17 protein-coding genes and 1 pseudogene are annotated in these 24,119 nt (G+C 66.2%); 12 read left to right on the top strand and 6 right to left on the bottom strand.

Translation table 11 applies throughout. The features are described from left to right. Positions 1-405: 405 nt before the first annotated feature. From AC07NC_RS11675 to AC07NC_RS11625, 11 genes are all read left to right on the top strand, one after another. A complete protein-coding gene (locus AC07NC_RS11675) occupies positions 406-1,059 on the top strand; it encodes a DUF2891 family protein (protein ID WP_494569657.1) in 654 nt (217 codons plus the stop codon). A gap of 40 nt (positions 1,060-1,099) precedes the next feature. Beyond that, the gene (locus AC07NC_RS11670; RefSeq protein WP_494569656.1) at positions 1,100-2,131 is read left to right on the top strand and encodes a LysR family transcriptional regulator; all 1,032 of its coding nucleotides are present in this window, start codon (positions 1,100-1,102) and stop codon (positions 2,129-2,131) included. 217 nt (positions 2,132-2,348) lie between these two features. After that, positions 2,349-4,703 carry a TonB-dependent siderophore receptor gene (locus AC07NC_RS11665; protein WP_494569655.1) on the top strand — a complete coding sequence of 785 codons (2,355 nt, stop codon included), beginning with the start codon at positions 2,349-2,351 and terminating at the stop codon, positions 4,701-4,703. Positions 4,704-4,834: 131 nt separating this feature from the next. Beyond that, entirely contained in the window at positions 4,835-6,523 is a 1,689-nt protein-coding gene (locus tag AC07NC_RS11660) for an ABC transporter ATP-binding protein/permease (RefSeq protein ID WP_494569654.1), read from the top strand. Continuing rightward, a complete protein-coding gene (locus AC07NC_RS11655; protein ID WP_494569653.1) occupies positions 6,520-7,869 on the top strand; it encodes a TldD/PmbA family protein in 1,350 nt (449 codons plus the stop codon). Before AC07NC_RS11660 ends, AC07NC_RS11655 begins: the two co-directional genes overlap by 4 nt. Continuing rightward, positions 7,866-9,326, top strand: coding sequence for a metallopeptidase TldD-related protein (locus AC07NC_RS11650; RefSeq protein WP_494569652.1), 1,461 nt, complete (start codon positions 7,866-7,868; stop codon positions 9,324-9,326). The genes AC07NC_RS11655 and AC07NC_RS11650 overlap by 4 nt, the downstream gene beginning before the upstream one ends. Before the next feature lie 30 nt (positions 9,327-9,356). After that, entirely contained in the window at positions 9,357-9,680 is a 324-nt protein-coding gene (gene trxA, locus AC07NC_RS11645; protein WP_494569651.1) for a thioredoxin, read from the top strand. Then, the gene (locus AC07NC_RS11640) at positions 9,680-10,567 is read left to right on the top strand and encodes a hypothetical protein (protein ID WP_494569650.1); all 888 of its coding nucleotides are present in this window, start codon (positions 9,680-9,682) and stop codon (positions 10,565-10,567) included. Before trxA ends, AC07NC_RS11640 begins: the two co-directional genes overlap by 1 nt. Before the next feature lie 15 nt (positions 10,568-10,582). Next, positions 10,583-11,578: a thioredoxin-disulfide reductase gene (gene trxB / locus AC07NC_RS11635; protein ID WP_494569649.1), complete on the top strand. Its 996-nt coding sequence runs from the start codon at positions 10,583-10,585 to the stop codon at positions 11,576-11,578. A 24-nt stretch (positions 11,579-11,602) separates the two neighbouring features. Then, entirely contained in the window at positions 11,603-13,633 is a 2,031-nt protein-coding gene (locus AC07NC_RS11630) for a M3 family metallopeptidase (RefSeq protein ID WP_494569648.1), read from the top strand. Then, on the top strand, positions 13,630-14,703 hold the full coding sequence (locus tag AC07NC_RS11625; RefSeq protein WP_494569647.1) for a PLP-dependent cysteine synthase family protein: 1,074 nt from the start codon (positions 13,630-13,632) through the stop codon (positions 14,701-14,703). Before AC07NC_RS11630 ends, AC07NC_RS11625 begins: the two co-directional genes overlap by 4 nt. A gap of 45 nt (positions 14,704-14,748) precedes the next feature. Here the strand turns inward: AC07NC_RS11625 and AC07NC_RS11620 are convergent. From AC07NC_RS11620 to AC07NC_RS11610, 3 genes and pseudogenes are all read right to left on the bottom strand, one after another. Then, positions 14,749-15,002, bottom strand: a pseudogene (locus AC07NC_RS11620) (integrase core domain-containing protein); the annotation flags it as partial. Between the two features lie 277 nt (positions 15,003-15,279). Next, positions 15,280-16,110, bottom strand: coding sequence for an alpha/beta fold hydrolase (locus AC07NC_RS11615; RefSeq protein WP_494569646.1), 831 nt, complete (start codon positions 16,108-16,110; stop codon positions 15,280-15,282). A gap of 57 nt (positions 16,111-16,167) precedes the next feature. Further along, positions 16,168-16,959, bottom strand: coding sequence for an alpha/beta fold hydrolase (locus AC07NC_RS11610; protein ID WP_494569645.1), 792 nt, complete (start codon positions 16,957-16,959; stop codon positions 16,168-16,170). Between the two features lie 526 nt (positions 16,960-17,485). Here AC07NC_RS11610 and AC07NC_RS11605 point away from each other — a divergent pair. Further along, a complete protein-coding gene (locus tag AC07NC_RS11605; RefSeq protein WP_494569644.1) occupies positions 17,486-17,953 on the top strand; it encodes a MarR family winged helix-turn-helix transcriptional regulator in 468 nt (155 codons plus the stop codon). 35 nt (positions 17,954-17,988) lie between these two features. Here AC07NC_RS11605 and AC07NC_RS11600 read toward each other — a convergent pair whose 3' ends face one another. From AC07NC_RS11600 to AC07NC_RS11590, 3 genes are all read right to left on the bottom strand, one after another. Continuing rightward, positions 17,989-20,118, bottom strand: coding sequence for a TonB-dependent receptor (locus tag AC07NC_RS11600; protein ID WP_494569643.1), 2,130 nt, complete (start codon positions 20,116-20,118; stop codon positions 17,989-17,991). Between the two features lie 163 nt (positions 20,119-20,281). Continuing rightward, on the bottom strand, positions 20,282-20,761 hold the full coding sequence (locus tag AC07NC_RS11595) for a PraA/PraB family alkane oxidation protein activator (protein ID WP_494569642.1): 480 nt from the start codon (positions 20,759-20,761) through the stop codon (positions 20,282-20,284). A gap of 219 nt (positions 20,762-20,980) precedes the next feature. Beyond that, positions 20,981-23,959: a TonB-dependent receptor gene (locus tag AC07NC_RS11590; RefSeq protein WP_494569641.1), complete on the bottom strand. Its 2,979-nt coding sequence runs from the start codon at positions 23,957-23,959 to the stop codon at positions 20,981-20,983. Between the last annotated feature and the right edge of the window lie 160 nt (positions 23,960-24,119).

Raw genomic sequence — 24,119 nt, 5'->3', positions numbered from 1 at the left:
ACATGGCCGCTCCGACCAGGCTCAGCAGAACGTCAGATCAACCCTTGCCAACGGGGAGCCGTCCACACATGGCGCATTGGCGACATCGGCTAATGACTGACACTGACTCATCTCGGAACCTGGGAACGTCCGTTTGCCGGACCGGATATAAGAGGCGGAAGTGGCCTCTCCGGGTTGGTCCAACCTTCATGCTCAATTGGCGTGAAGAACGGGGTTAGGACGCGCGTCATCCCTTTCGATCGGGCACGCTCGCTGGCGGCGGTATTCCGATTTGGCCGACGCGCAGGCGATCGACATCCTGTTCGCGAACGCGTTCTCGCCGGAAAAGGTCGCGACCGAACAAGCCTATCTTGACCGTCCCGATTCAGGGGGGGCGAGCGGCCTTACGGCTGGGCGTGGCTGTTGATGCTGCAGAGCGAACTGCTGGCCGCCGACAGCCCGCACGCGCGGACGCTTCAACCGCTCGCGGAAGCGTTCGCGGCGCGGTGGCGCGCCTATCTGCCGCTGCTGACCTATCCAGTGCGCGCCGGCACGCACGCCAACACCGCCTTCGCGCTGGTCCTGGCCGATCACTATGCGCGGGTCGCCGGTGACGAGCCGATGCGGGCCCTGATGGCCGAACGCGCACAGGCATGGTTCGGGGCGGATCGCGCGGCCCAGGCGTGGGAACCCAGCGGCGAGGACTTCCTGTCGCCGACGCTGATGGAGGCGTTGGCGATGCAGCGGGTTTTGCCGGCGGAGACGTTCGCGACATGGCTCTCCGGTTTCCTGCCGGGGTTAGCCGATGGAGCCCCCGCCGCCTTGCTCTCGCCTGCGCATGTCAGCGATCGCCGCGACGGTCGGATCTGCCATCTCGATGGCCTGAACCTCAGCCGGGCCTGGGCGATGCGGGAACTCGCGCCGGTGACGCCGGGCGCGGCGGCCGCTGTGCTGGAAGCCTCCGCAACGGAGCATCTGGCGGCGGCGATCTATGAGGTCGCGGGGGACTATATGGGCGAGCACTGGCTGGCCAGCTTTGCCATGCTCGCGTTGACGGGCGTAGACATGGCGGATTTTTGACGCTTACTGATGCGTGAGGGATTTTTGAAGGTGTAGCCTCGTGGCGTCCGAACGATCAACGGATGAGGACACGGCGTCGGCATGGTCTGTCGCCGAAGGACCGGTGCACCGCCTCAACCTGAATCTTCTGTATCCGCTCGACGCCATCCTGCATGCATCGACCCTGACCGAAGCCGGACGCCGGGTCTTGCTCAGTCAGTCGGCGATGAGCCACGCGCTGCGACGCCTGCGGGAGCATTTCGGGGACGATCTCGTCGTCCATTCGGGCGGGGAGCAGCAGCTTACGCCTCTCGGCCTGGCGCTGCGCGTCGAAGTCCGCCGCGTCATGCGGGAAGTGAACGCCACCTTCAACTTCACCATCGCCTTCGATCCGTCGACCACGACCGAGACGATCACCGTCGCCGCGCCGGATGTGATCGAACAGATGATCCTCGGGCCCCTATTGAGGAGGTTATCAAGCGGGGCGCCCGGCCTGTCGGTCAATGTGGTCCCGCTCGACGTCGAGATGCCGCAACGCTCGCTCGATCAAGGCGCGGATCTACTGCTCCTCCCAGCGGAGGCGGCGATCGACCGGCTGGAAACAGCGCCGATCCTGAGCGACCATGTATCGTGCATGATCTGGACCGGGCATCCAGAGTTGGGAGACCAATATCACATCAGCGAGGCGCAGTACCGAGCGGCGCGCCACGTCGCCGCCCCAGGCGAAAAGAGCTCGGTGTTCCCGCTCGACCCGCACGGCGCCGAGTTGCTGAAGACCCGCCGCATCCATATGCGGGCGACCTCGCAGGCCACCCTTCCCGCGGTCGTCATCGGCAGCGACCTGATAGCCACGGGAAGCTCATGGCTGTTCCAGCATTATGCTTCGTTGATGCCTTTGAGGCTCGTCGAGGCGCCCTTCGCCACCAAGCAGACGACCATCGTCGCGCAATGGGCGAGCCACCGTCGGCGCGACCCGATGCTGGTCTGGTTCGTCAAGCAGATCGATGACTATGCCGTGCTGGCTGGCGGCCGACCTAAGGCATCGAACTCGCTCATACCCCCCATGAACACTTCGCATTTGCCTGTCACATGAGTGACATCTAGCGTTCCTCTCGACGGGAAATCCGGCTGACGCGCTCTGCGTCAAGAAACGGAATCCGTCAGCGGGGAAGGACGGCTACGGTTGCGACCTCCATGGGAAGCCACCGTATTTTGCCGAGAGGCGAGTCTGTTTTAGCACAGGGTTTCGTTCGACCGGGCGTGCGGCAATAGCTGTGCGCGGGGTGGTGCGCGCCCTTCGGGAGGGGTGAATGTTCTACTTTACTGTGAATGTACGCGGCTTGTTAAGCACAGCCAGCCTTGGCGTGCTCGCGATAGCGGGAGTGGTCGCGCCGTCGGCCGCGGCGGCTCAGGACGCTGGGGCGGGCTCTGTCGACTTGCCCGCCACGCCGATGGCCGAGGCGATTCAGACGATCGCCGCACGGACGGGCGAGACGATCAATTACGACCCCGACGCCGTCAGGGGACTAGTCTCTCGGCCAGTGCGCGGAGCCCAGAATGCCCGGCAGGCGGCCGAGGCGGCGATCAAGGGCAGTAGCCTGGCTGTCCTTCCAGGCGCGAATGCGGGGTTGGTCATTGTCACCGACCCGGTCATCCTGAGTGAGGTCGTCGTGACCGCACGGCGCGACGAGGCGGAAACCAGCGCGCTGGTCCGCCAGTCGAGCACCTCCGATCGCAACGGCCTGGGCCTGCGCCACCAGCCGCGCAATACGCAGGTCATCACCGCCAAGACGATCGAGGAACAGCAGGCGCTCAACATCACCGACATCCTGCGCAACGCGGGCGGCGTGTCGGCGCTGGTCAACACCCCCAATAGCGGCGCCAGCTATACGCTCCGCGGCTTCTCGGCGGGCGGTTTGGTCAACGGCCTGACGACGACGTCGCAATATGGCGTCAATGCCGGGGCCGATCAGCCGGTCGCCAATATCGAGCGGGTCGAAGTCCTGAAGGGCCCCGACGCGCTGCTGGCCGGGTTCGGCAATCTGGGCGGTAACGTCAACGTGGTGACGAAGAAGCCGAGCGCCGAGCGGCGGCTGGCCGTCGGCTTCGATACGGGCTCGTTCGGGCTGGTGCGCGGCGTGATCGACGCCAACGATGCGATCATCGCCAACAACAAGCTGTCGGCGCGCGTCATCGCCAGCGCGCAGACGATGGACCACAATTACGGCGGCTATACGGGTGACGAGAGCTGGCTGTTCGCGCCGACCGTGCGGTACAAGGATCGCCTGACCGATGTCGTGATCGGCGCCAGCATCAACGAAGGCTCCAGCGGCATCGGCGCCTTCACGCTGTTCGACAAGACGACCAGGCAGATCATTGATCGCGACCCCTCGCGGCCCATCTATGCGCCAAACCAGGGTATTCACATCAACACCACGCGGGTCTACTTCGATGCGACGCGACAGATCGTGCCGGGTATCGACCTCGTCGTACGCGGTACGCACGACCAGACCCTGCTGACGCTCCGGGCCGCCAACGTCGGCTACAGCCGTGCGGGCGCTCTGGTGGCCGATACCCAAGGTTCGCGGCAGGACGGCTCATCCAGCGCCATCGACAGCTTCCTGCGGATCAAGACGCAGATCGGCGACGGCGTGAAGGCCAGCTTCAACGTTGGCTACAATTACAGCGACGGCGACGGCGCGCAGCAGAGCGGGCTGGTCTATCACCGGGCCACGAACCCGTCGCTCGACGCCAATACGCCCTTGGTCGTCATACCGTGGTCAGAGTTTGGCGATGTGCAGATCCGCAACGGCGGCAAGCAAGAGGGGGTCTATGGTCAGGCTCTGATCGAGTTCTGGAAGATCAAGGTCCTGGGCGGCGTTCGCCAGAACTGGTTCGAAACCACATCGCAGACGTTTTTCGCGGGCCCGTCGCCATTATTGGTACAACGCAAGAGTGGCGTATCACCGGGCGGCGGCGTCATCTTCGACGCCACGGACAACCTTTCGATCTTCGCCAATTATGCGCGAGGGGAGCAGGCCACGTTCACGGTCGCCAAGGATGGCTCCATCCTGCCGAACATCATCACCAACAACAAGGAAGCGGGCGTCAAGCTCGACCTCTTCCAAAAGCGCGCGACAATCAATGCGTCCTACTTCGATATCCAGCAGGACAATATCATCGTTCGCGACCCAACGGATCCGACCAACCTCTTCCCCGGACCGGGGCAGCGCGGGCGGGGCGTCGATCTGAACATCGCCGGGCAGTTGTCGCCGGGATGGACGGTGCTGGCGTCGCTGACGCGCACCAAATATGCGCTGTTGACGACGAACGCCTTCCAGACGGTCGTGGCGAACCAGCCGCGTGACACCTACAGCGTCTATTCGACCTATCGCAGGAAGATTTCGGAGGGTGTCAGCGGCGGCGTATCGGCCGGCCTGTACGGGCGGTCGAGCTCGTTCGCCAACCTGCTGGGCCAGTATGTCGTACCGGCGTCGAGGCAGATCGATGCGAATGCCTTCCTCAGTGTGAGGGGCTTCGACATCAATGTCGGTGTCCGCAATATCTTCGATCGCCGAAACTACGGGTCGAGCTCCATCTTCACCTACGTGCCGGTCGGAGAGCCGCGCAGCGTGCGCCTCAGCATTTCCAAGCGCCTGTTCTGATCGGGTATCGCAGACCGATGAATCCCCCTGCCGCCAATGTCGAGGAGACCCGCCGCGAGGCGGGTCTCCAGTCCTCCCAGCCGGGGCGAGAACGCTGGGCCCATGCTTGGCGCTTGAGCACGCGCTATTTCGTGTCGGACGACTGGAAATGGGCGTGGTTTCTGGTGGCGTGCTACTGCGCGATCGAGGTCGGCACGACCTATGCCTTCCTGCTGGCCAATCAGTGGCAGCGCCATTTCTACGATGCGATCGAACAGCGGCAGGGCGGATTGTTCCTGTCGCTGGTCTTCGCCTTCTCAATGATCATCCTTCTCCAGATCGGGACGGCCTTCGCGCACAATATCGTCGGCTGGACGCTGTCGATGCGGTGGCGCCAATGGCTGACCGAATGGTATCTGGGCCGCTGGTTCGCCCGCGATCGCTTCTATGAGATCGAGCGGTTGCGGATGATCGACAATCCCGACCAGCGCATCGCCGAAGACCTGAAGGAGTTCACGGCGATGGGCTTGGTCTACGGTACGTCGCCGCTCGCCATCGTGATCTCGATCCTCTTCAGTCTGGTGCGCGCGATCGTCTTCGCCGCCATATTGCTGCAGACATCCTCGCCGATCAGCATTCCCCTGCTCGGCCATCGCATCCCGCTGCCCGGCGGCGACCTCGTCTGGTTCGCGATCGTCTATGTCCTGTTTGGCACGGTGTTCATCACCTGGATCGGCAAGCCGTTCGTCCGGCGCCGGATGCGCGAGCAGCATTACGAAGCCGATTTCCGCAGCGACCTGCTTCACGTCCGGCGCAACAGCGAACAGATCGCCTTTTCCGGCGCGCAGGGGATCGAACAGGACGGGCTTGGCAACGCTCTCGCCCATATCCGGCGCAATTGGTACCGCATGATGCTGGCCAATGCGGGCTTGCAGGTAGGGCAGGGCGTCTATCAGCAGGTCATGGGCATCGTCCCACTGTTTCTGACCGTGCCGAAATACTTCGCGGGCGCGATCAGCTTCGGTCAGGTCCAGGCGGCGCGCGACGCCTTTGCGCAGTTCGCGGGCAGTCTGTCCTATATCGTCACCGCCTATCCGAGCATCGCCCGCCAGATCGCCAACATCAATCGTCTGAAGGCGCTGGACGATGCGATCGACTACGAGCGGCCGCGTGGCATCGGCTTTACGCCCGGCGGCGCGCCCGAGGGCGTCGCGATCAGTGCGACGGGTCTGATGCTGCGTCGCCCGAATGGCGAGCCTTTGCTGTCGGTCGCCGACTGGACCATCCGCGATGGCGAGCGCTGGGTGATCGAAGGGCCTTCGGGCACGGGCAAGACCACCCTGCTACGGGCCATCGCCGGACTGTGGCCGGATGGATCGGGCCACGTCGCCATGACCCGGCGCGGTACGGCGATGCTGGTGCCGCAGCGGCTCTACCTTCCGCTCGGTACGCTCAAGAACGCCATCTGCTTCCCCGACCGGACCGAGGATCACGATGACGCGGCCATCGCGGCGCTTCTCGGGCGTGTCGGGCTCGACGCCCATATGGACGCGATGCACGAGTCCCGCATGTGGCAGGACGAATTGTCGCCCGGCGAGCAGCAGCGGGTGGCGCTGGCCCGCATTCTTCTCCAGCGCCCGACCTTGCTGGTGCTGGACGAGGCGACGAGCGCGCTCGACGCGGACAACGCCGCGCATTTCTACCAGTCGGTGCTCGACGCCCTGCCCGAGGCGACCATCGTCAGCGTGGTGCACAACGAGAAGCTGGCCGTCTATCACACCGATCGCCTTAAGCTGCATCACGGCCACGCCACCGCCGCCCGTATCGAGGCTCAGGCGTGACCCGGCTGCTCACCCAGACCGAGACCGAGCTGCGCGAGGCGGCCCAGTTGGCGGTGGAGCTGGCGGGCCGGCGTGGGGCGCGGGCGCGCGCCTCGGTCCATCATGACGCCGTCGCCAGGATCGCGGTGCGCGACGGCGAGGTGGAAACGGCCGAGCGCAGCGGTGGTCAGGGCCTGGGCCTGACCGTGTTTCACGAGGGGCGTCGCGGATCGGCCTCGACCGCCGGGTTCGATCGGGCGGCGGTGGAGCGGGTCGTCGAGGAGGCGATGCTGATCGCCGGGCATGTCCAGCCCGATCCAGACGCCGACATGCCCGCCGCGGACGCGCTCGCCTTTTCCGGTCCGGCGCCCTTGCTCTACGCCGACAGTCCCCGGGGGCCGGAGACGCTGCTGGACGCCGCGAACACGATGAACCGCATCGCCATCGGCGTCGCCGCCGCCGACAGCCGCCTGCGCGCGGGCGAGTCCGTGGCCGTGGCGACCGAAGGCCTCTGGGCGTTGGCGACCAGCGACGGCTTCTGCCGCAGCGCGCTGCGCTCCAACGACGCCCGCTGGACGGTGATGCTGGCGCAGGACGAGGGCGGCGGCATTTCCGACTTCTGCCAATCGCAGGAACGACGGGCCGACGCCCTGTCGTCCGCTGAACAGCTTGCGAAGGCCGCCGCCGACCGCGCACGCGGGGCCCTGGGGGCGCGCTCGGTCGACAGCCGTCGCTGCCCGGTGCTGTTCGAGCCGCGTGTCGCCGCCATTCTGGTCGGCGAGTTGGCGGGCGCGCTTACAGGAACGGCGCAACATCGGCGCATGAGTTTCCTGCCCGGTCCGATCGGACGCGGCGTGGCCGCCGCGCACCTTGATCTTCACGAAGACCCGTTCGAGCCTCTGGGTCTGGCCAGCGGCGGCTTCGACAGCGAGGGGATCGCCGGATCGCCGCGCGCCATCCTCCGGTGCGGCGTGGTCGAGGGGCTCTTCCTGTCGAGCTTCACGGGGCGCAAGCTGGGCCTGTCCTCGACCGGCAATGCCGATGGCTATTACAATCTGCGGCTGACCAGCACGGCCGAAAGCGGCGACTGGGCCGAGATGCTGCGGATGCTGGGCGCCGGGCTGGTGGTCACCCAGTTTCAGGGCGGCAAGACCGATCCCGCGAGCGGCAACTGGACCCAGGCGGTGCGGGGCCTTTGGGTCGAAGACGGGCAGGTGGTCCATGCCGTCACCGACGTGACGCTGGCCGGGACCATGCCCGCGATGCTGAACGGCGTCCGCGCGGTCGGCCGGGACGTCGAGCGGCTGGGCGCGATCCGCACCGGTTCGATCCTGATCGATGACATGCTGGTGGGAGGCCGGGCATGAACGGCGGCGCCCTCGCGATCGACCGCGCACGCTCGGCGTTGCTCGGCCCGGCCGGACTCGACGAAGCGGCGATCGCCCGCGCGCTGGGCGAGCTGGCCGGAGGCGGCGCGGATTTCGCCGACCTCTATTTCGAGACGACCAGCATGCGCAGTTGGGGTCTGGAGGGCGGGCGCGTCACCCAGGGCGGCTTTGTCATGCGCCAGGGCGTCGGCGCCCGCGCGGCCCATGCCGGCCAGGTGAGCTTCGCCCACTCCGCCGATATCCGCGAGGGCGCGCTGCTCGACACCGTGCGCGCGGTGCGGACGCTGGAGCGTCGCGGGGAGACGAGACGACATCCGCAAGGTGTCGCGCTAAACCGCCGGGTCGCGGGACATGATCTCTATCCCGCGGTCGATCCGGTCGCGGTCGAGGACGCCGGCGCCTGGATCGCGATCCTGAAACGAATCGACGAACAGGCGCGCGCGCATGATCCGCGCATCGTGCGGGTCGACGCCAACGTCCGCGCGACCGACACGACGGTGCTGGTCGCCGATGCCGACGGTTTGCTGGCTGGCGACGTGCGGCCCATGACCATCCTGTCGATGGTCGTGATCGCCGAACACAACGGTCAGCGCGCGCGCGGACAGGCGGGTCTGGGCCGGCGCGCCGGCCTGGACGGGTTCGATGCGGCCTCGATCGATACGATGATCGCGACCGCGACGCGCATGGCGGTCAACAATCTAGACGCCGTGCCCGCGCCGGCCGGCGAAATGCCGGTCGTGCTGGGGCCGGGCTATCCGGGCGTGCTGTTCCACGAGGCGGTGGGCCACGGTCTGGAGGCCGATCACCACCGCAAGCATCTGTCCGCCTTCGACGGCAAGGTCGGCGAACGCATCGCCGCCCCCGGTGTGACGGTGATCGACGATGGCGGCATCGCGGGGCGGCTGGGGTCGCTGGGCATCGACGACGAAGGCGTCGCGCCCGACCGCACCTTGCTGGTCGAGGACGGCGTGCTGACCGGGCTGATGCAGGACCGGCTCAATGCGGGTCTGATGAACGCGCGCTCGACCGGCAACGGCCGCCGGCAGTCCTATGCGCATCTGCCGATGCCGCGCATGACCAACACGTTCCTTGCGAACGGCGCCGCCGATCCGGCCGATATCATCGCCTCGATCGATCGCGGCGTCTATGCGACCGAATTCGACGGCGGGCAGGTCGATATCGTCACCGGCCGTTTCAACTTCACCACGATCGAGGCCTGGCTGGTCGAGAAAGGTCGACTGGTCGCCCCGGTGCGCGGCGCGACGCTGATCGGCGTTGGGCACGAGGCGCTGCGCCATGTCTCGATGATCGGCAACGACCTGGCGCTCGACAGCGGCATGGCGACCTGCGGCAAGCAGGGTCAGTCGCTGCACGTCAGCGTCGGCCAGCCCACGCTGCGCATCGACCGGATGATGGTCGGCGGACAGGCCGGCTGACCCCCTATTTCCCCCGAAAGGACAGTTATCATGCGTAACGCGACCGAGCAGGACTTCGACGAGATCGTGATGAAGAACGACAAGCCCGTGCTGGTCGACTTCTGGGCGCCCTGGTGCGCGCCGTGCAAGGCGTTGGCCCCCACGCTCGACGAGATGGCCGAGGAATATATCGACGAGATGGAGATCGTGAAGGTCGATATCGAGGCCAATCCCAAGCTGGCCGAGCGGTTCGCCGTCCGCGGCATCCCACTGCTGATGATCGTGAAGGACGGCGCGGAGACCGGGCGGACCTTCGGCACCATCTCGCGCAGCCGGCTCGACGCCTTTGTCGACGCCCATGTGGGAACGGAATGATGACGACTATCGCGTTCCAGGGCGATGCGGCGGTCAAGGCGCAGGCGGTGGAGCGCCTGCGGCGCCACATCGCGGCGGGCAGCTTCGTCTATTTCCCGGCCTGGGAGAACCAGCAGGCCAATGTCATCGGCGCCGTCATGGAAGCCGACGATACGCCGGGCTTCGCCGAGCGACTGGGATATCCGGTCGCGCTGGCCGAGGCTCTGCCGATGTTCGTCAACGGCTTCCGTCCGAAGACCGAGGCCGAACGCTTCGCGCAGGCGTGGCTGGAGCGGACGCCCGTCGGGGCCGATCTGAAGTCGATCGTCTCGCGATTGGTGCTGGACCTCCTCGCCAACGCCGAACTGACGGCTCTGACCGAACAGCGCCCGGATGTGGAGCAGGGCCGTCTGGCGATCATGGCCTTGCATCGGCGTGCGATCGACGGCGACGAACCCGATCGAAAGACGTGGAAAGCGGCCCGCATGGCCGCCGTCGCCGCGACGGACGCTCTGGAGGAGGCGACGCTGGATCGTCGGGCGGGGCAGGTTATCGAGGCGGCGGCCTGGCCGGGCGCCATGCGCACCGTCCTGCGCGACACGCTGAACGGGCTGGGAACACTCGAGCTCTATCTTTCCCTGTCGAGGATCGGCTGGACCGAGCAAGACGAGAGCCGCGTCTTCCATATCCGCGAGCAGGCGGAGAAGGACGGATACAAGGCCGAATTCGCCGGGCTCGAGCGCGTACTGGCGATCCTGGACGCCGACCATCCGGACCTGGCGCGGCAGTTTCGCCTGCGGCTGGAGCAGGTGGAGGCGTCCAGCGAACGGTATCGGTCGATCGGCTGGAAGACGATCGAGTTGATGGAGCGCGCGCCGCTGGCCGCCGCGCCGGTTCCCGAACAGTAAGGATGAGGACATAGGATGCCGAGGACGACCGGGCCGCGCGTACGGCACAGCAAGATCCTGATCATCGGCTCGGGCCCGGCGGGCTATACCGCCGCCGTCTATGCCGCGCGGGCCGCGCTGGCGCCGACCCTGATTGAGGGGCCGCAGCCGGGCGGGCAGCTGACCATCACCACCGAGGTCGAGAACTGGCCGGGCGAGGAGAGCGTGCTCGGTCCTGACCTGATGGCGCGGATGGGCGAGCAGGTGCGCAAGGCCGGTGTCGACGTCGTCAGCGACCTCATCGTCGAGGTCGATCTGACCCGCGCGCCGTTCCGCGCGGTCGGCGACGGCGGCGCGCAGTATACGGCCGATACGATCGTCGTGGCGACGGGCGCATCCGCCCGCTGGCTGGGACTGGAGAGCGAGACCGACTATCGCGGGCGCGGCGTGTCGGCCTGCGCGACCTGTGACGGCTTCTTCTATCGCGGCCGGGTCTGCGCGGTCGTCGGCGGCGGCAACACGGCTGTCGAGGAGGCGCTGTACCTCACCAATTTCGCCGAGAAGGTCTATCTCATCCACCGCCGCGACACGCTCCGCGCCGATCGCACCAACCAGGCGCGGCTTCGCGCCAATCCCAAGGTCGAGATCGTCTGGAACGCCGAAGTCGCCGAGGTGCTGGGCGACGGCGGCGGCGTGACCGGCGTGGCGCTGCGCGACACCCGTGACGGCGCCGTGTCGCACCTGGCGGCGCAGGGGCTGTTCGTGGCGATCGGCCACGATCCCGCGACCGCCCTGTTCAAGGGGCAACTGCATATGGACGGCGAGGGCTATGTCCTCGTCGCGCCCGGATCGACCGCGACCAGCGTGCCGGGCGTGTTCGCGGCCGGTGACGTGCAGGACAGGCTGTTCCGTCAGGCGGTGACGTCGGCGGGCATGGGCTGCATGGCCGCGCTGGAGGCCGAGCGCTATCTGGCCGGGCGCAACGCGCATGCGATCGCTGCCGAAGGCGCCGACATCGGCGTGTTGGTCTGACACACCCGCAAGATGGAAAATCCAATGACAAACCCGCTGCTCGACACGCTGGCCCTGCCGTGCTTCGGCGATATCCGGCCCGACCAGATCGCCCCTGCGCTCGGCCAGGCGCTCGCCGATCACCGCGCGGTCGTAGCCAAGATCGTCGCGGCCCGGCCCACCGATTTCGCAGACGCGTGGCTGCCGCTGGAGCGGGCGGACACCGCCATCGGGGGCGTCTGGTCGGCGGTCACCCATCTCCAAGCCGTCGCCGACACGCCGGAACTGCGCGCCGCCCATGCAGCGGGCCAGGCGCGGCTCGTCGAGAACCATCTTCAGGTCATGCAGAACCAGGCTCTGTATGAGGTGCTGGTCGCACTGACCAAGACAGGCGAATTTGCGGACCGGTCCGATGCGGATCGCGCCGCCGTCCAGCACATGATCCGCGACTTCAAGCTTTCCGGTGTCGCGCTCGCGCCCGAGAACCGCGACCGCTTCGCGACCATTTCGGTGGAGCTGTCGCAGCTTTCGACCGAGTTCGGCAATGCAGTGCTGGACGCGACCGACGTCTGGTTCGAGCATGTAGAGGACGAAGCGATCCTCGGAGGGCTTTCGGACGCCGACAAGGCGATGTTTGCGCAGACGGCCAAGGCCAAGGGGCTGACCGGCTGGGTCGTCACGCTCCAGATGCCCAGCGTCAACGCGGTCCTGGCCTTCGCCGAGGACCGCGGCCTGCGCGAGCGTGTCTATGCCGCATCGGGCACGCGCGCGTCCGACCAGGGGCCGCACGCCGGCCAGTTCGACAATTCCGGGCGGATCATCGATATTCTCGACCGGAGGCGCGAGGCTGCGCGGTTGCTCGGCTTTGCCGATCCGGTCGCATGGTCGCTCGCCACCAAGATGGCGACCGATGCGGATGCGGTCCTGGCCTTTCTGCGCGATCTCGCCGCCCGCGCGAAGCCGGCCGCCGAGCGGGAGATGGCGGCGCTGGCGGATCATGCCGCCAGGCATCTGGGCATCGCCGATCTTCAGCCTTGGGACGTCGCCTATGTCGCCGAGCGGATGCGGCAGGCCCTCTATGCCGTCGACGAGCAGGCGGTGCGCGCCCATTTCCCGGTCGAGCGCGTCCTCGCCGGGTGGCGGCGGCTGCTCGACCGGCTGTTCGGCATCCGTCTGATTGCGCGGCCCGACGTCGCCGTCTACCATCCCGACGCCTGCTATTATGACGTGGCGGACGAAGGTGGCGCGGTGTTCGCGGGCGTCTATCTCGACCTGCACGCGCGCCCGGGCAAGCGTGGCGGCGCCTGGATGGCGCAGGCGCGACCCCGGCTCAACGACGGGAATCTCCAGCGCGTGCCGGTCGCCTATCTCGTCTGCAACTTCGCGCCGAAGACCGATGGCAATCCCGCGCTGCTCAGCCACAAGGAAGTCGTTACCTTCCTGCACGAGACCGGGCATTGCCTGCATCACCTGTTCACCCGCGTCGACCGGCCCAATATCGCCGGCATCAGCGGGTTCGAATGGGATGCGGTCGAACTGCCCAGCCAGTTGATGGAGGATTTCGCCTGGGACGGCGCCGTGCTGGCCGACATGTCCGGCCACTATGTGACGGGCGCGCCGCTGCCCGATGCGCTGTTCGAGACGCTGCTCGCCGCTCGCCACTTCCTGTCGGGGATGTTCGTCGTACGTCAGGTCGAATTCGCGCTTTTCGACCTGTTGCTGCATCTGGGCGTGCTCGGCGACGACCCCATCGACGTGATCGAGACTGTGCGTGACGAGGTGGCGGTGGTGCGGCCGCCGTCATGGCACCGCTTTCCGCACGCCTTCACCCATATCTTCGCGGGCGGCTACGCCTCGGGCTATTACAGCTATCTCTGGGCCGAGGTGCTGGCCGCCGACGGGTTCCAGCGCTTCGCCGAGGCCGGGCTGATCGACCGCGGCGTCGCGGCGAGCTTTTGCGAGGAAATCCTCTCCCGGGGCGCGAGCCGTCCGGCGGCGGAGAGCTTCCGCGCCTTCCGCGGACGCGACGCGGATCTGGCCGCGATGCTGGTGCGGCACGGGCTGGTGAACCAATGATCCTCAACCCAAACGACGCCGCACGCGCCTGGCGCGCCAAGGCGATCCGCCAGATCGAAGCGGATTTCAACCGGTCCGCCGACACGCACCTTATCCGGCTGGACCTGCCCCGGTATCCCGGGATCACGCTCTATCTGAAAGACGAGAGCAGCCATCCGACCGGCAGCCTGAAGCACCGGCTGGCGCGATCACTGTTTCTCTACGCCCTGTGCAATGGCTGGATCGGTCCCGATACCTGCGTGATCGAGGCGTCATCGGGATCGACGGCGGTCAGCGAGGCCTATTTCGCGCATTTGCTGGGCTTGCGCTTCATTGCGGTCGTGCCGGCGTCGACGGCCGCGCCCAAGCTCGAGGCGATCCGCTTTCATGGCGGGGAAATCCACGCGGTCGATGACCCCCGCACCGTCTACGACGTCGCGCACCGCCTCGCGGGCGAGACGAAAGGCCACTATCTCGACCAGTTCACCTATGCCGAACGCGCGACGGACTGGCGCGGCAACAACAACATCGCCGAGAGCATCTTCTCGCAGATGGCGGCGGAGGCGTTTCCGGTCCCGGCCTGGATCGTGTGCGGCGCCGGCACGGGCGGGACATCCGCCACGATCGGCCGCTACATCGCCTATCAGCGCCATGCCACACGGCTTTGCGTCGCCGATCCGGTTCACTCGGTCTTCCATCGCCATTTCGCCGATCCGGCGGTCGTGTCTCTGCCGAAAGGGAGCGCGAGCTGCGTTGAAGGGATCGGGCGATCGCGTGTCGAGCCAAGCTTCATCTCTTCAGTCATCGACCGAATGATCGCGGTCGACGATGCCGCCAGCATCGGCGCAATGCGGGCGCTGTCTTGTCGTCTGGGGCGCCGGGTAGGCGGTTCCACCGGCACAAATATGGTAGCCGTTGTCCGTCTAGCCGACGAGATGGCGAGCCAGGGCGAAGCGGGCTCGATCGTATCGATCCTCTGTGACGGGGGAGATCGATACGGCTGCACCTACTATGATGACAATTGGCTGGAAGCGCGCGGGATCGACTGGAGGCCCGATGAAGCGCTGTTTAGGACCCAGTTTGATACCTGAGGAGGGGCTGCACTCGGGCCGGCCGCCCTCTGCATCGTGACCTTGACCCCGATGATGGACCGGGCCTCGGTCTCTACGCCAAGTTTCGCGTTTTCGGCGGGCGTCGTCGAGGGAGAGGAACCAGGCCGTATTCAGGCATTTGGCCCGGACCTTGCCGTTGAAGGACTCGGCGAGCGCGTTGTCCGTCGGCTTACCGGGCAGCTGAAGTCCAGTGTGACGCCATGCTGGAACGCCCATAGATCCAGGTCACGCGAGACGAACTCGGGCCCGTTGTCGACACGGATCGTTCGGGGATAGCCGGTTACCGCGGCTGGCCAGCTGGCGGATGCGGGCGTCAAACCCGGGGCCGTGGAGGACAAGCTCTCCATCATTCCGGACCTGGAGGCGGTGACCCCAGCCGCCTGAGGGCGAAACCAGATGGTCTGGGCGCTTAGCCGCCCAGACCATCATATTGCTCAAATGAACGGCCGAATTGTCGCGGTTTTGGCCCGACGCCTCGGCCAGCTGCTTTCACGCGAAGGGCGACGGCCGAATGCAGAGAGGCCCGGTTCCCTGCATTCGGCCGCTAGACCCTGCCTATCCTTGAATGAACGCCAGCAGGTCGGCGTTGACGACGTCCGGATGGGTGGCGAACAGCCCGTGGGACAGGCCGGGATAGGTCTTCAGGGTTCCGTTCGACAGCAGCTTGACAGCCTGGTGCGCGGACGCGTCGATCGGCACGACCTGATCGTCCTCGCCATGCAGCAGTAGCACCGGCAGGGACACGGCCTTCAGGTCCTCGGTGAAGTCGGTTTCGGAGAAGGCGGTGATGCAATCGTATTGAGCCTTTGCGCCGCCGGCCATGCCCTGGCGCCACCAGTTGCGGATCAGGCCTTCGCTCACCTCCGCCCCTTCTCGGTTGAAGCCGTAGAAGGGACCCGACGGCACATCGAGGAAGAACTGCGCGCGGTTCTGCTTGAACGCGTCGCGGAACCCGTCGAACACCGCCATCGGCAGACCGCCGGGATAGGCCGCCGTAGCCAGCATGATCGGCGGCACGGCGCCGATCAGCACGGCCTTGGCGACGCGGCCGGGCCGGCTGCGGGCGACGTAGCGGATCACCTCGCCCCCGCCGGTGGAGTGACCGATATGGATGGCGTTCTTCAGGTCGAGCGCCTCGGCCAGTTCCGCGACGTCCGCGGCGTAGGTGTCCATGTCATTGCCCGTGTCGGTCTGGTCCGAACGGCCGTGGCCGCGGCGGTCATGGGCGATGACGCGAAATCCCTTGTCCAGGAAGAACAGCATCTGGTTGTCCCAGTCGTCGGCGCTGAGCGGCCAGCCGTGGTGGAAGACGATGGGTTGAGCGTCCTTGGGGCCCCAGTCCTTGTAGAACAGGCGGGTGTCGTCGGAGAGGGTCAGGTAGGTCATGGCTATGTCCTTTGAGAGGGTGGTTTGAAAGCGAAGGTTTCGGTCGGGTTGCAGGCGTCAGTTCGGCCGGCCGCCGGCGCTGCGGGCGGCCTGATCGATCACGTCGGCGACGGCGTGCGGTTGTGAGATCATCGGGACGTGGCTGGCGCGAATCTCGACTTTGACGGCGCCGATCTTCTCAGCCTGCTGACGCAGCATGGCCGGGGCGATGGCGGCGTCTTCAGTGGCGACGATGAACCAGCTCGGGCGCGTCCTCCAGGCGGCCTGGGTGACCGGCGTGGCGAAGGCCGACATAGCGATGGGCACTTGAGAGTCGCGCATGAAGGCGGCGTCTGCATCGCCGACGTCGGCGGCGAACCCCTCCTGGAAGCGTTCGGCGCTGATGAAGCCGAATCCGTCGGCCTGTTCCTCGATCACGAAGGTCGAGGGGATGCCGAAGCCCTTATACTGGTCCCCGGCCGTCTCGCCGACATCGGCGGTCAGGGCGGAGACATAGACCAGGCCCTTCACCTTTTCGTCGACGCCGGCCTCGGTGATCACCACGCCGCCCCACGAGTGGCCGACAAGAATGGTTCCGCCGTCCTGGCGGGCGAGGGCGCGCCGCGTGGCGGCCACGTCGTCGGCCAGGGAGGTGAGGGGGTTCTGGACGATGGTCACCCGGTAGCCGCGAGCGGTCAGGTCGTCATAGACGGCCCTCCAGCCCGAGCCGTCGGCGAAGGCGCCGTGGACGAGAACGACGTTGCGGACGGTCTGAGCCGCCGGAATCGTCTGGACGGACTGGGCCTGAGCGGCTCCGCCGATGCTGGCGGCGCCGACGGCGGCGAGGAGGATGTTGCGGAACTTGATCATGGTCGTTTCCTTTGGAACTGGGTTGGGACGGTGGTGGCGGACGTGAGAGTGAAGGCGAAATCGCGATAACATTTATCGCGCTAAAAGAAGATGCATGAAGCGCCGGAGTTCTGTCAAGCCAATATTTATCGCGATATATAACTTTCTGTCGCCTCCCGGTCTGAGGCGGAGCGCCGGGCATGGCGTCAGCCCTCCGTAATGGTCGGAATGAACGCCAAGCTGGCCAAGAGCGGCGGCTGGTCCACAACACCGTCGCAGGGCTGCGAGGGCCGCTGCGGATATGCACAAGTAAGGTGTTCGGCATGGTCGGCCTTGGCTCGGGCGGGCGGCTCTGACGTTAGACGTCTCAACAGGGCCAATTATTCCCGCCGGCTGCACCTTTCGCGCGTCCACTCCGAAGCGCGCCGCATCCAATCCCGCGACCGGCCCACGACGAGACGGGCCTGGCGAGGCAGGTTGTCGGGCTTGTTAAGAGAATAATTATCGCGATATAACTCTCGTCCTGTGCAGGAGCGAGTAGGTCGGAATGTCCAAATCCAAAGGTCCGGTCCCGATGGAGGACCAGCTTTGCTTCACCGTCTATTCGACCGGCATGGCCATCCAGCGGGCGTACAAGCCCCTGTTGGACGATCTGGGCGTCACCTATCCGCAGTATCTCGTGATGAACGTCCTGTGGCGGGAGGACGGCCGGACGGTCGGCGATATCGCCGACGAATTGGCGCTGGAGCCCAGCACCATGACGCCCTTGCTGAAACGGCTGGAGGTCGCCGGCCTTGTCCGGCGGGCGCGCAACCCCGAGAACGAGCGCCAGGTGGTGATCACCCTGACCAGCGAGGGCCAAGCCTTGCGCGAACGCGCCGGGTGTCTGGGCGAAGCCCTGCTGGACGCCTCAGGCCAGACCATGCCCGAACTCAGCGACCTCAACATCCGCCTCAAGTCTCTGCGCGACGCCGTCTACGAAAGCCTGGCGTCGCGCAAGTCGACGCAAGGCTAGGGGCCGGGCCGCCTCGGCGGGGCTGGGCTCGAGGCTCAGAAGCGTCGGCTGAGGCTGAGGCGAATGACGCGGCCCAGGGGGTCCTGATCGTCGCGACCATAGGCCGGCGCCGGGCGGCCATCTCCCAGGGTCGCGGTCGGCCGCGCGTCGAAGAGGTTTTCCACCCCCAGTTCCAGCCGCAAGCCCTGGGTGCGACGGCGCGGCCCCGTGTCCGAGGCCTCGCTCCCGGGCGACGACAGGACGGTGCTGAGGGTGAAGCCGATCAGGGTCAGGGGCGACAGAAGCAGATCGTCAGGGCCGTCCTGCCCCAGATCGCGACGAAGGCGCGCGCCGCTTCGCCAGGTCGCCGCAAGGTTCAAACCCCAACGCGCGTATCGTCCGTCGAGCCGCAACGCCAACTGATGACGCGACAGGCCGCCGCCGTCTCCGGCGAGTTGATCAAGGCGGGGCAGGGCTTCGTTTATCGTGATGCGATCCTCCAGCCGCCAGGTGTGGTTGAAGGCGACCTGGACGGAGCCCCGCCTGGACGCCTCCGGCGCCCCGCTCCCGAGCGGAATATTGGCGGTCAGGCCCGACGAGAGGGTTTGGGACGAGATCGCCTTGAGATTGATCGGCCGCTGGTCGATGCCCGTCAGGCGGCCTGAGGCGTCGCGCAGGATACGGTCCGGAAAGGCCGTCTCGGTCGCCGGCGTCAGGGCGGGAAGGGCTCCGATCGCATTCGTCGCCCGCGTGTTCTGAAGATCGACACTGGCCTGAAGACCCCACGCGCCGAAGGGGCCCGTCGATCCCGAGAGGGACAGGGTCTGCGTCTCCTGGGCCTGAAGATCCGGGGCGCCGCCGAGAATCGGCTGGATCTCGACGGCTTCGCCGCGGCGGAAGTCATAGAAGGTGCGCGGCGGCCCATAGCGGATCGGGTCGAACCGCTGTTCACGGGTGGGCGCATCGGTCGCCTGAGCGAACTGCGCGCCCAGACGGACTCTCCCGGACGGCGCCCAGGCGACGCCGGCGTTCAGCCCCGTCCCCTGGGCGTCGGCCTCGTCGAGCAGTCTCAGGCGGCCGCCCAGATTGAGCGCCAGGTCGCCGAGCAACCGCCGGGGCTCGTCCCCGTCCGACTGCGAGGACGTGACCGGCAGGGTCAGGCCGGATCGGAGCTCGAGCGCGCGAGACGAGGGGGGTGCGGTTACGCGGGCGGCCCTGATGTCGGATCTGGAGCGAAGATACTGCGTATCGACCGTCATCTGGGCGGGCCCCGCCGGCAGGTCGATCAGGGTCCGGTCGGCCGAGAGCTTCGCGACGGCCGACACCGTGCGGGCCGTCACATCCGTCGCGCCCCTTTGCCGGCCTTCCGAGACCAGACCATCGAGCCCCCATCTCACCGACCATCCCAGGGCGCGCCCCGCCAGGCCCCCGGCCATGGTCAGGGCGTCTGTTTCCTGTCGGGTCTCCGCCCTGTCCGCCGTTGCGACCGAACTTGAGACGAAGCGGTCCTGCCGGGTCTGCAGACTTGCGCTGAACGAGGTCGACCAGTCTGACAGGGTTCCGGTCGCCGATAGGTTCACCGAGGCCGTCTGCGCCTGCGGGCGGAGCGTGTTTTCGCCACCGCCCGGATGGTCTCGACCATAGCCTGGCCGCTCGTCCGCCCAGAGCGGCGTGGTCCTCGCGCCCTGAAGGCCCATCTGGAAGGTCGAGGATCCCTGGATTTGTGATTGGCGTGCGTCGAGCGAGAGGGTCGTCGTTCCGCCGGCTGTCGGCCGGGACGCCTTCGCCAGAGCGTCACGGCTTCTGAACTCGGGCTCTAGGACGATGTTGACGACCCGCCGCCCAGGATCGCCGCCGTAGAGGGCGCCCGCCTGCGGCGGCAGGGCTTCGACGCGGACCAGGGCGTCGGGCGGGAAGCCCGTGAAGTTTTGGGCGTCCACGACCGGGCGGCCGTTCACGATCACAACGGGCGGTTGCTGGAAGCCCAGACGTTCGCTGAGGCGAGCGATCACCTCGCCTATGTCATAGGCGCCGAGGTTGTCGATTTCTTCGGGCCCAAGCTCCTGCTCTGGCGCGACCCTGGCCGCACCGCGCCGTCCGACCACTTCGACTTCTTCCAGTTGGGCGGGCGAGGGAGGAGCGGGCGGCGCCTCCTGGACGGCGATGAGAGCCAGAAGGGCCAGCATGGACGATCAACCCCCGTCCTGGATCGCAAGGCCCATGAAATACGCGGCCTTGATCACGGCATGACGATCCAGTTCGCCTCGCCGCGGAGGGAAGCGAAAAATGCCGGGCGTCAGAGACGCCCGGCGAGGTTTTTCAGGTTTGGGATCCAGGGGAACGCCGGCCTTAGAGAATCTGCAGGCCGGGAATGCGGATCGAGCCGCTGCGGATCGTGCAGTTCCGGCCGCCGGCGTTCACGGGCGGCAGCACATTGTTGTTGAAGGTGGCCGTGCTGGTCGCATTGTTCCAGGCGACGACGACGGTGCCGTAGCAGGGGTCGTTGGCCACGGTGTTGGCGCCGATGGTCAGGGAGATCGAGGTGGTCGATCCCGGCACCACAGCCGCGCTCCAGGCGCCCGTCGGGGCGACCGCCAAGCAGGCGATGCCGCCGGGCGAGATGCTGCGCGTCGGAATGGGCGCGCTGGTCGCGCTCAGCGGGCTGGCGGTGATGGAGACGTTGCAAGTGACGGTGATCGATTGCGACAGGGTCACCGATCCCGATCCCGATACGCTGCCCGAGCTGGGCGAGAAGGATTGGGCGAAGCTGGGGGAAGCCAGGGCGACGGAAGCGAGCGCCGCGGCGGCGATGGAAAGCGTCTTGATCATGATAGTCCTCCCTTTGAATGGTCCTTAAAGTGGACCCGTTGTGCGTGTGTTCACCCGCTAGGGGCAACCTACTTACAGCGCCGTAAGCAACCTGGAGTCAAGGGAAAATACGTATAGTTTTCAATAACATAAAACCACATAAAGCCGTCCGCTCGGCGTCTCTCGACGCCGGGGACGGCCTTGCAGGGCGGCCGGTCGTCGACCGGCCTGTCGGCGATCTCAGAACGACTTGGTCAGCCGCACGGCGAACAGCCGCGGGTCCAGGGTGAAGACGTTGGTCGTCAGTCCCGTGTCGTCCGAGTTGGTGAAGGCGTCGACGATGGGCGCATCGTCGAAGACGTTCTTGACATAGGCCTGGAGCCTCAGGCCCCGCGCCTCGTTGGTCAGGGACACCGACAGGTTCAGATTGTCCCAGCCCTCCAGCCGGTCATATTCCGTGTTGTAGACGCGGAAGAAGCTCTCGCCCTGGCGATAGTAGTCGCCGCGCAGGGTCAGGTCCCAATCGCCCAGGAACCAGCTGTACTGGGCCCCGATGTTGGCGGTCCAGTTGGGCGAGTTGGGCAGTTCGTTGCCGCTCAGGTCGGCCTCGAAACCCCGCCCGCCGTTCGGCGCCTCGGTCAGCGGATCATAGGTGAAGCCGTAGAAGGCCCAGAAGGGAAGGCTGGACTCGAAGTTGGGGTTGAAGGTGCCGAACCGCGACGAGCCGGCGCACAGGGCGCTCAGCGCCAGATTGGCCGCCTCGGGTCCGAACGGACTGTTGAGGATGGTTTCGGCGAAGGCGCGAGGAGCGATGCAGTTCGACGGCACCTGGATCCAGGGACGGATGGTGATCCAGTCGGGGTCGCCCTGGGTACGGTCCATGACGTTGATGGACCGTTCGCCGTCGGCGATGCGGGACTTCAGATAGCCGAAATTGCCGTCAATCTGGAAACTGGGCGTCGGTCTGTAGACCGCCTCTAACTCCAGACCCCAGATTTCGGCGTCGAAATTCTCATTCAATGAGATGCGATCGACGATCTGGGAAACCTGATAGTCCTTGTAATCATAGTAGAAGCCGGTCGCGTTCAGCCGCAGCGCCCCGTCCATCAGCGTGTTCTTGACGCCGATTTCGAAGGCGTTGACGTATTCGGGCTCAAAGGTGCTGGCCAGGGGCTGATATTGGACGACCTTGGGGTCCAGCTCCAGGCGAGGCGGGTTGGTGCCGCCCCCCTTGTAGCCGCGGGACAACGAGGCGTAGATCAGGGTGTCGTTGGTGAAGGACAGATCGGGCGTCCAATCCAGCACGATCCGGCCGGTGACCGCCTCCCACTTCTGTTCAATATCCGGCAGGGCGTAATAGCCCCGACGCACGAATCCGCCCGACCCCGGACCAGACCCGCCGCCAAGCGGCGCGCCCAGCAGCAGCTGGCTGGGATAGGGCGTCGTGTCCTTGCGGTCCTCGGTGTAGCGCAGGCCGGTCGTCAGCCGCAGTTCCGGCGTCAGATCCCAATAGCCCTCGCCGAACACCGCCCAAGACCGTGTGTGGACAACGTTCTTGCTGCGGAAATAGTTGTGACCTTCGCCGTCGATCTCGCTCAGCGGATTGGGATCGACATAGACGCATTCGAACACGCGATCATCATCGCAGGGCACGGTTTGGGAACTGCCGTCCGGTCCCAGCTCGAAGTTGTAGAAATACTCGGCGAGGTAGGAGAAGGTGTTGTTGAAGACGTAGTAATCGTCCTGGGACTTGAAATCCAAATAGTTGGCGCCGAGGCTGAAGTTGAAATCACCCTCCATGTCGGACTGAAGGCGGAACTCCTGATACCATTGGCGATTGTCCGACTGGCTGATGTCGGCCGACAGGATCCTGCTTGACGGCCCCAGCTGCGGATCGGTGTAGACGCCGCCCGGCGCGGCCGGCGACGGAATCAGGTCGCCGAAGAAGTCGAACACCTGGCTGCTGTCCGAGAAGGCGGGATTGGAGACGTAGCGCGCATAGTCCTGCGACGCATAATAGTCGTCCTTAGCGTAGGCAGTCTGTGAGAACAGGGTCAGGGTGTCGGTCAGGTCGAATTCCAGATTGACCTGGACGACGTCGTTCTCGGCCCGGAAGACGGGATCGTAGTTGGTGGCGATCTCACGCAGGTCTCGCGACTGCACGACGCCCTCATAGGGGTCGAAGCCCTGGGGGATCGGATAGACGCTGGCGCCATTCGCGTCGAAGCCGCCCAGATTGAAGAAGCCGGACAGCAGCCGAATAGGTCCGAAGGAACCGCCGTTGGGTACGCCATAGGCCGCGTCGGAATACAGAGAGCCGGGCAGGCATCCCTGGCTCAACTGGTCCTGATTATAGGAGACGGGGATAGGCGCCGAACCGACCTGGGTCGGACCCGGATCGGTGGTGCACAGCTGTTTGCCGGTGCGCGAGCGATTGTCGTCTTCCTCGAAATGCTCCCAGATCGCATTGGCGCGGAACCGCGCTGTCGGTTCCCAGCGGGCCGACAGACGGGTGGTGAACAGGTCGCGGTCGTTCACATGGGTGTCGTTGAAGCTGTTGTAGTCGAAGCCGTCGCGCTGGGTGAAGCCGAAGGCGCCGCGCACGGCGAACGTATCGCCGAAGGGGACGTTGAGCATGGCCTGGCCGCGCCGGCTGTCATAGTTGCCCAGTTCGCCGGCCGCGAAGCCTTCGGACCGGAACTTGGGCAGTTCGGGGAACATGTTGACGACCCCGCCGGTGGCGTTGCGGCCGTAAAGCGTACCCTGCGGCCCGCGCAGCACCTCTACCCGGGCGACGTCCAGATACTCCTGCTCGAACAGGCGGTTGCGGATCAGGGGAGTGTTGTTGAAGCTGACGGCCACGGCCGGGTCGCTGGAGGCCGACACCGCCTTGGTCCCGATCCCGCGGATCGAGAAGTTGTACATGCTGAAGTTGGACTTGGAGAAGGCCACGTTCGGCACGGCGCGCAGCAGTTCCGAACCCCCATCGATCTGACGCGACTGCAGGGCCTCGGCCGACAGGGCGGTGACAGCGATGGGCACGTCCTGCACCGACTGTTCGCGTTTCTGGGCGGTGACGATGATGTCGTCCACGACGACGGGAGCAGAATCCGGCTGAGGCGGGGTTGTCTGCGCCAGCGCGGGCGCGCCGGTCATCAGGAAGGCTGTCGCCGATACCGAGAGCGCGAGGCGCGCGCGAATGCTGACCGCTGAAGCCATGAAATCCTCCCGAAGCGCGCCGGTCTGTCGGCGGCGCGTGATGTGCGTTTCCTCCCGCCTGATGTTTCCGCTCGACGGGGCGGGGCCACCGGCGGTTGTCGGCAACTTCGCACTACTCACCGTCATGTCAATACATATTGACAGCAGTGTTGGTTGACGG

It is taken from the genome of Brevundimonas sp. GW821-FHT10A07 (assembly GCF_059415785.1).
The sequence above is the reverse complement of the archived record's forward strand: the minus strand, read 5'-3'. Positions and strand labels throughout refer to the sequence as shown.

Excerpts from the sequence above, each read along its gene's own strand:
- AC07NC_RS11605 (WP_494569644.1), top strand. The coding sequence starts at position 17,486 with ATGTCCAAATCCAAAGGTCCGGTCCCGATGGAGGACCAGCTTTGCTTC.
- AC07NC_RS11625 (WP_494569647.1), top strand. The coding sequence starts at position 13,630 with ATGATCCTCAACCCAAACGACGCCGCACGCGCCTGGCGCGCCAAGGCG.
- AC07NC_RS11615 (WP_494569646.1), bottom strand. The coding sequence starts at position 16,110 with ATGACCTACCTGACCCTCTCCGACGACACCCGCCTGTTCTACAAGGAC.
- AC07NC_RS11595 (WP_494569642.1), bottom strand. The coding sequence starts at position 20,761 with ATGATCAAGACGCTTTCCATCGCCGCCGCGGCGCTCGCTTCCGTCGCC.
- trxA (WP_494569651.1), top strand. The coding sequence starts at position 9,357 with ATGCGTAACGCGACCGAGCAGGACTTCGACGAGATCGTGATGAAGAAC.
- AC07NC_RS11640 (WP_494569650.1), top strand. The coding sequence starts at position 9,680 with ATGACGACTATCGCGTTCCAGGGCGATGCGGCGGTCAAGGCGCAGGCG.
- AC07NC_RS11650 (WP_494569652.1), top strand. The coding sequence starts at position 7,866 with ATGAACGGCGGCGCCCTCGCGATCGACCGCGCACGCTCGGCGTTGCTC.
- AC07NC_RS11665 (WP_494569655.1), top strand. The coding sequence starts at position 2,349 with ATGTTCTACTTTACTGTGAATGTACGCGGCTTGTTAAGCACAGCCAGC.
- trxB (WP_494569649.1), top strand. The coding sequence starts at position 10,583 with ATGCCGAGGACGACCGGGCCGCGCGTACGGCACAGCAAGATCCTGATC.
- AC07NC_RS11600 (WP_494569643.1), bottom strand. The coding sequence starts at position 20,118 with ATGCTGGCCCTTCTGGCTCTCATCGCCGTCCAGGAGGCGCCGCCCGCT.
- AC07NC_RS11630 (WP_494569648.1), top strand. The coding sequence starts at position 11,603 with ATGACAAACCCGCTGCTCGACACGCTGGCCCTGCCGTGCTTCGGCGAT.
- AC07NC_RS11590 (WP_494569641.1), bottom strand. The coding sequence starts at position 23,959 with ATGGCTTCAGCGGTCAGCATTCGCGCGCGCCTCGCGCTCTCGGTATCG.
- AC07NC_RS11675 (WP_494569657.1), top strand. The coding sequence starts at position 406 with ATGCTGCAGAGCGAACTGCTGGCCGCCGACAGCCCGCACGCGCGGACG.
- AC07NC_RS11610 (WP_494569645.1), bottom strand. The coding sequence starts at position 16,959 with ATGATCAAGTTCCGCAACATCCTCCTCGCCGCCGTCGGCGCCGCCAGC.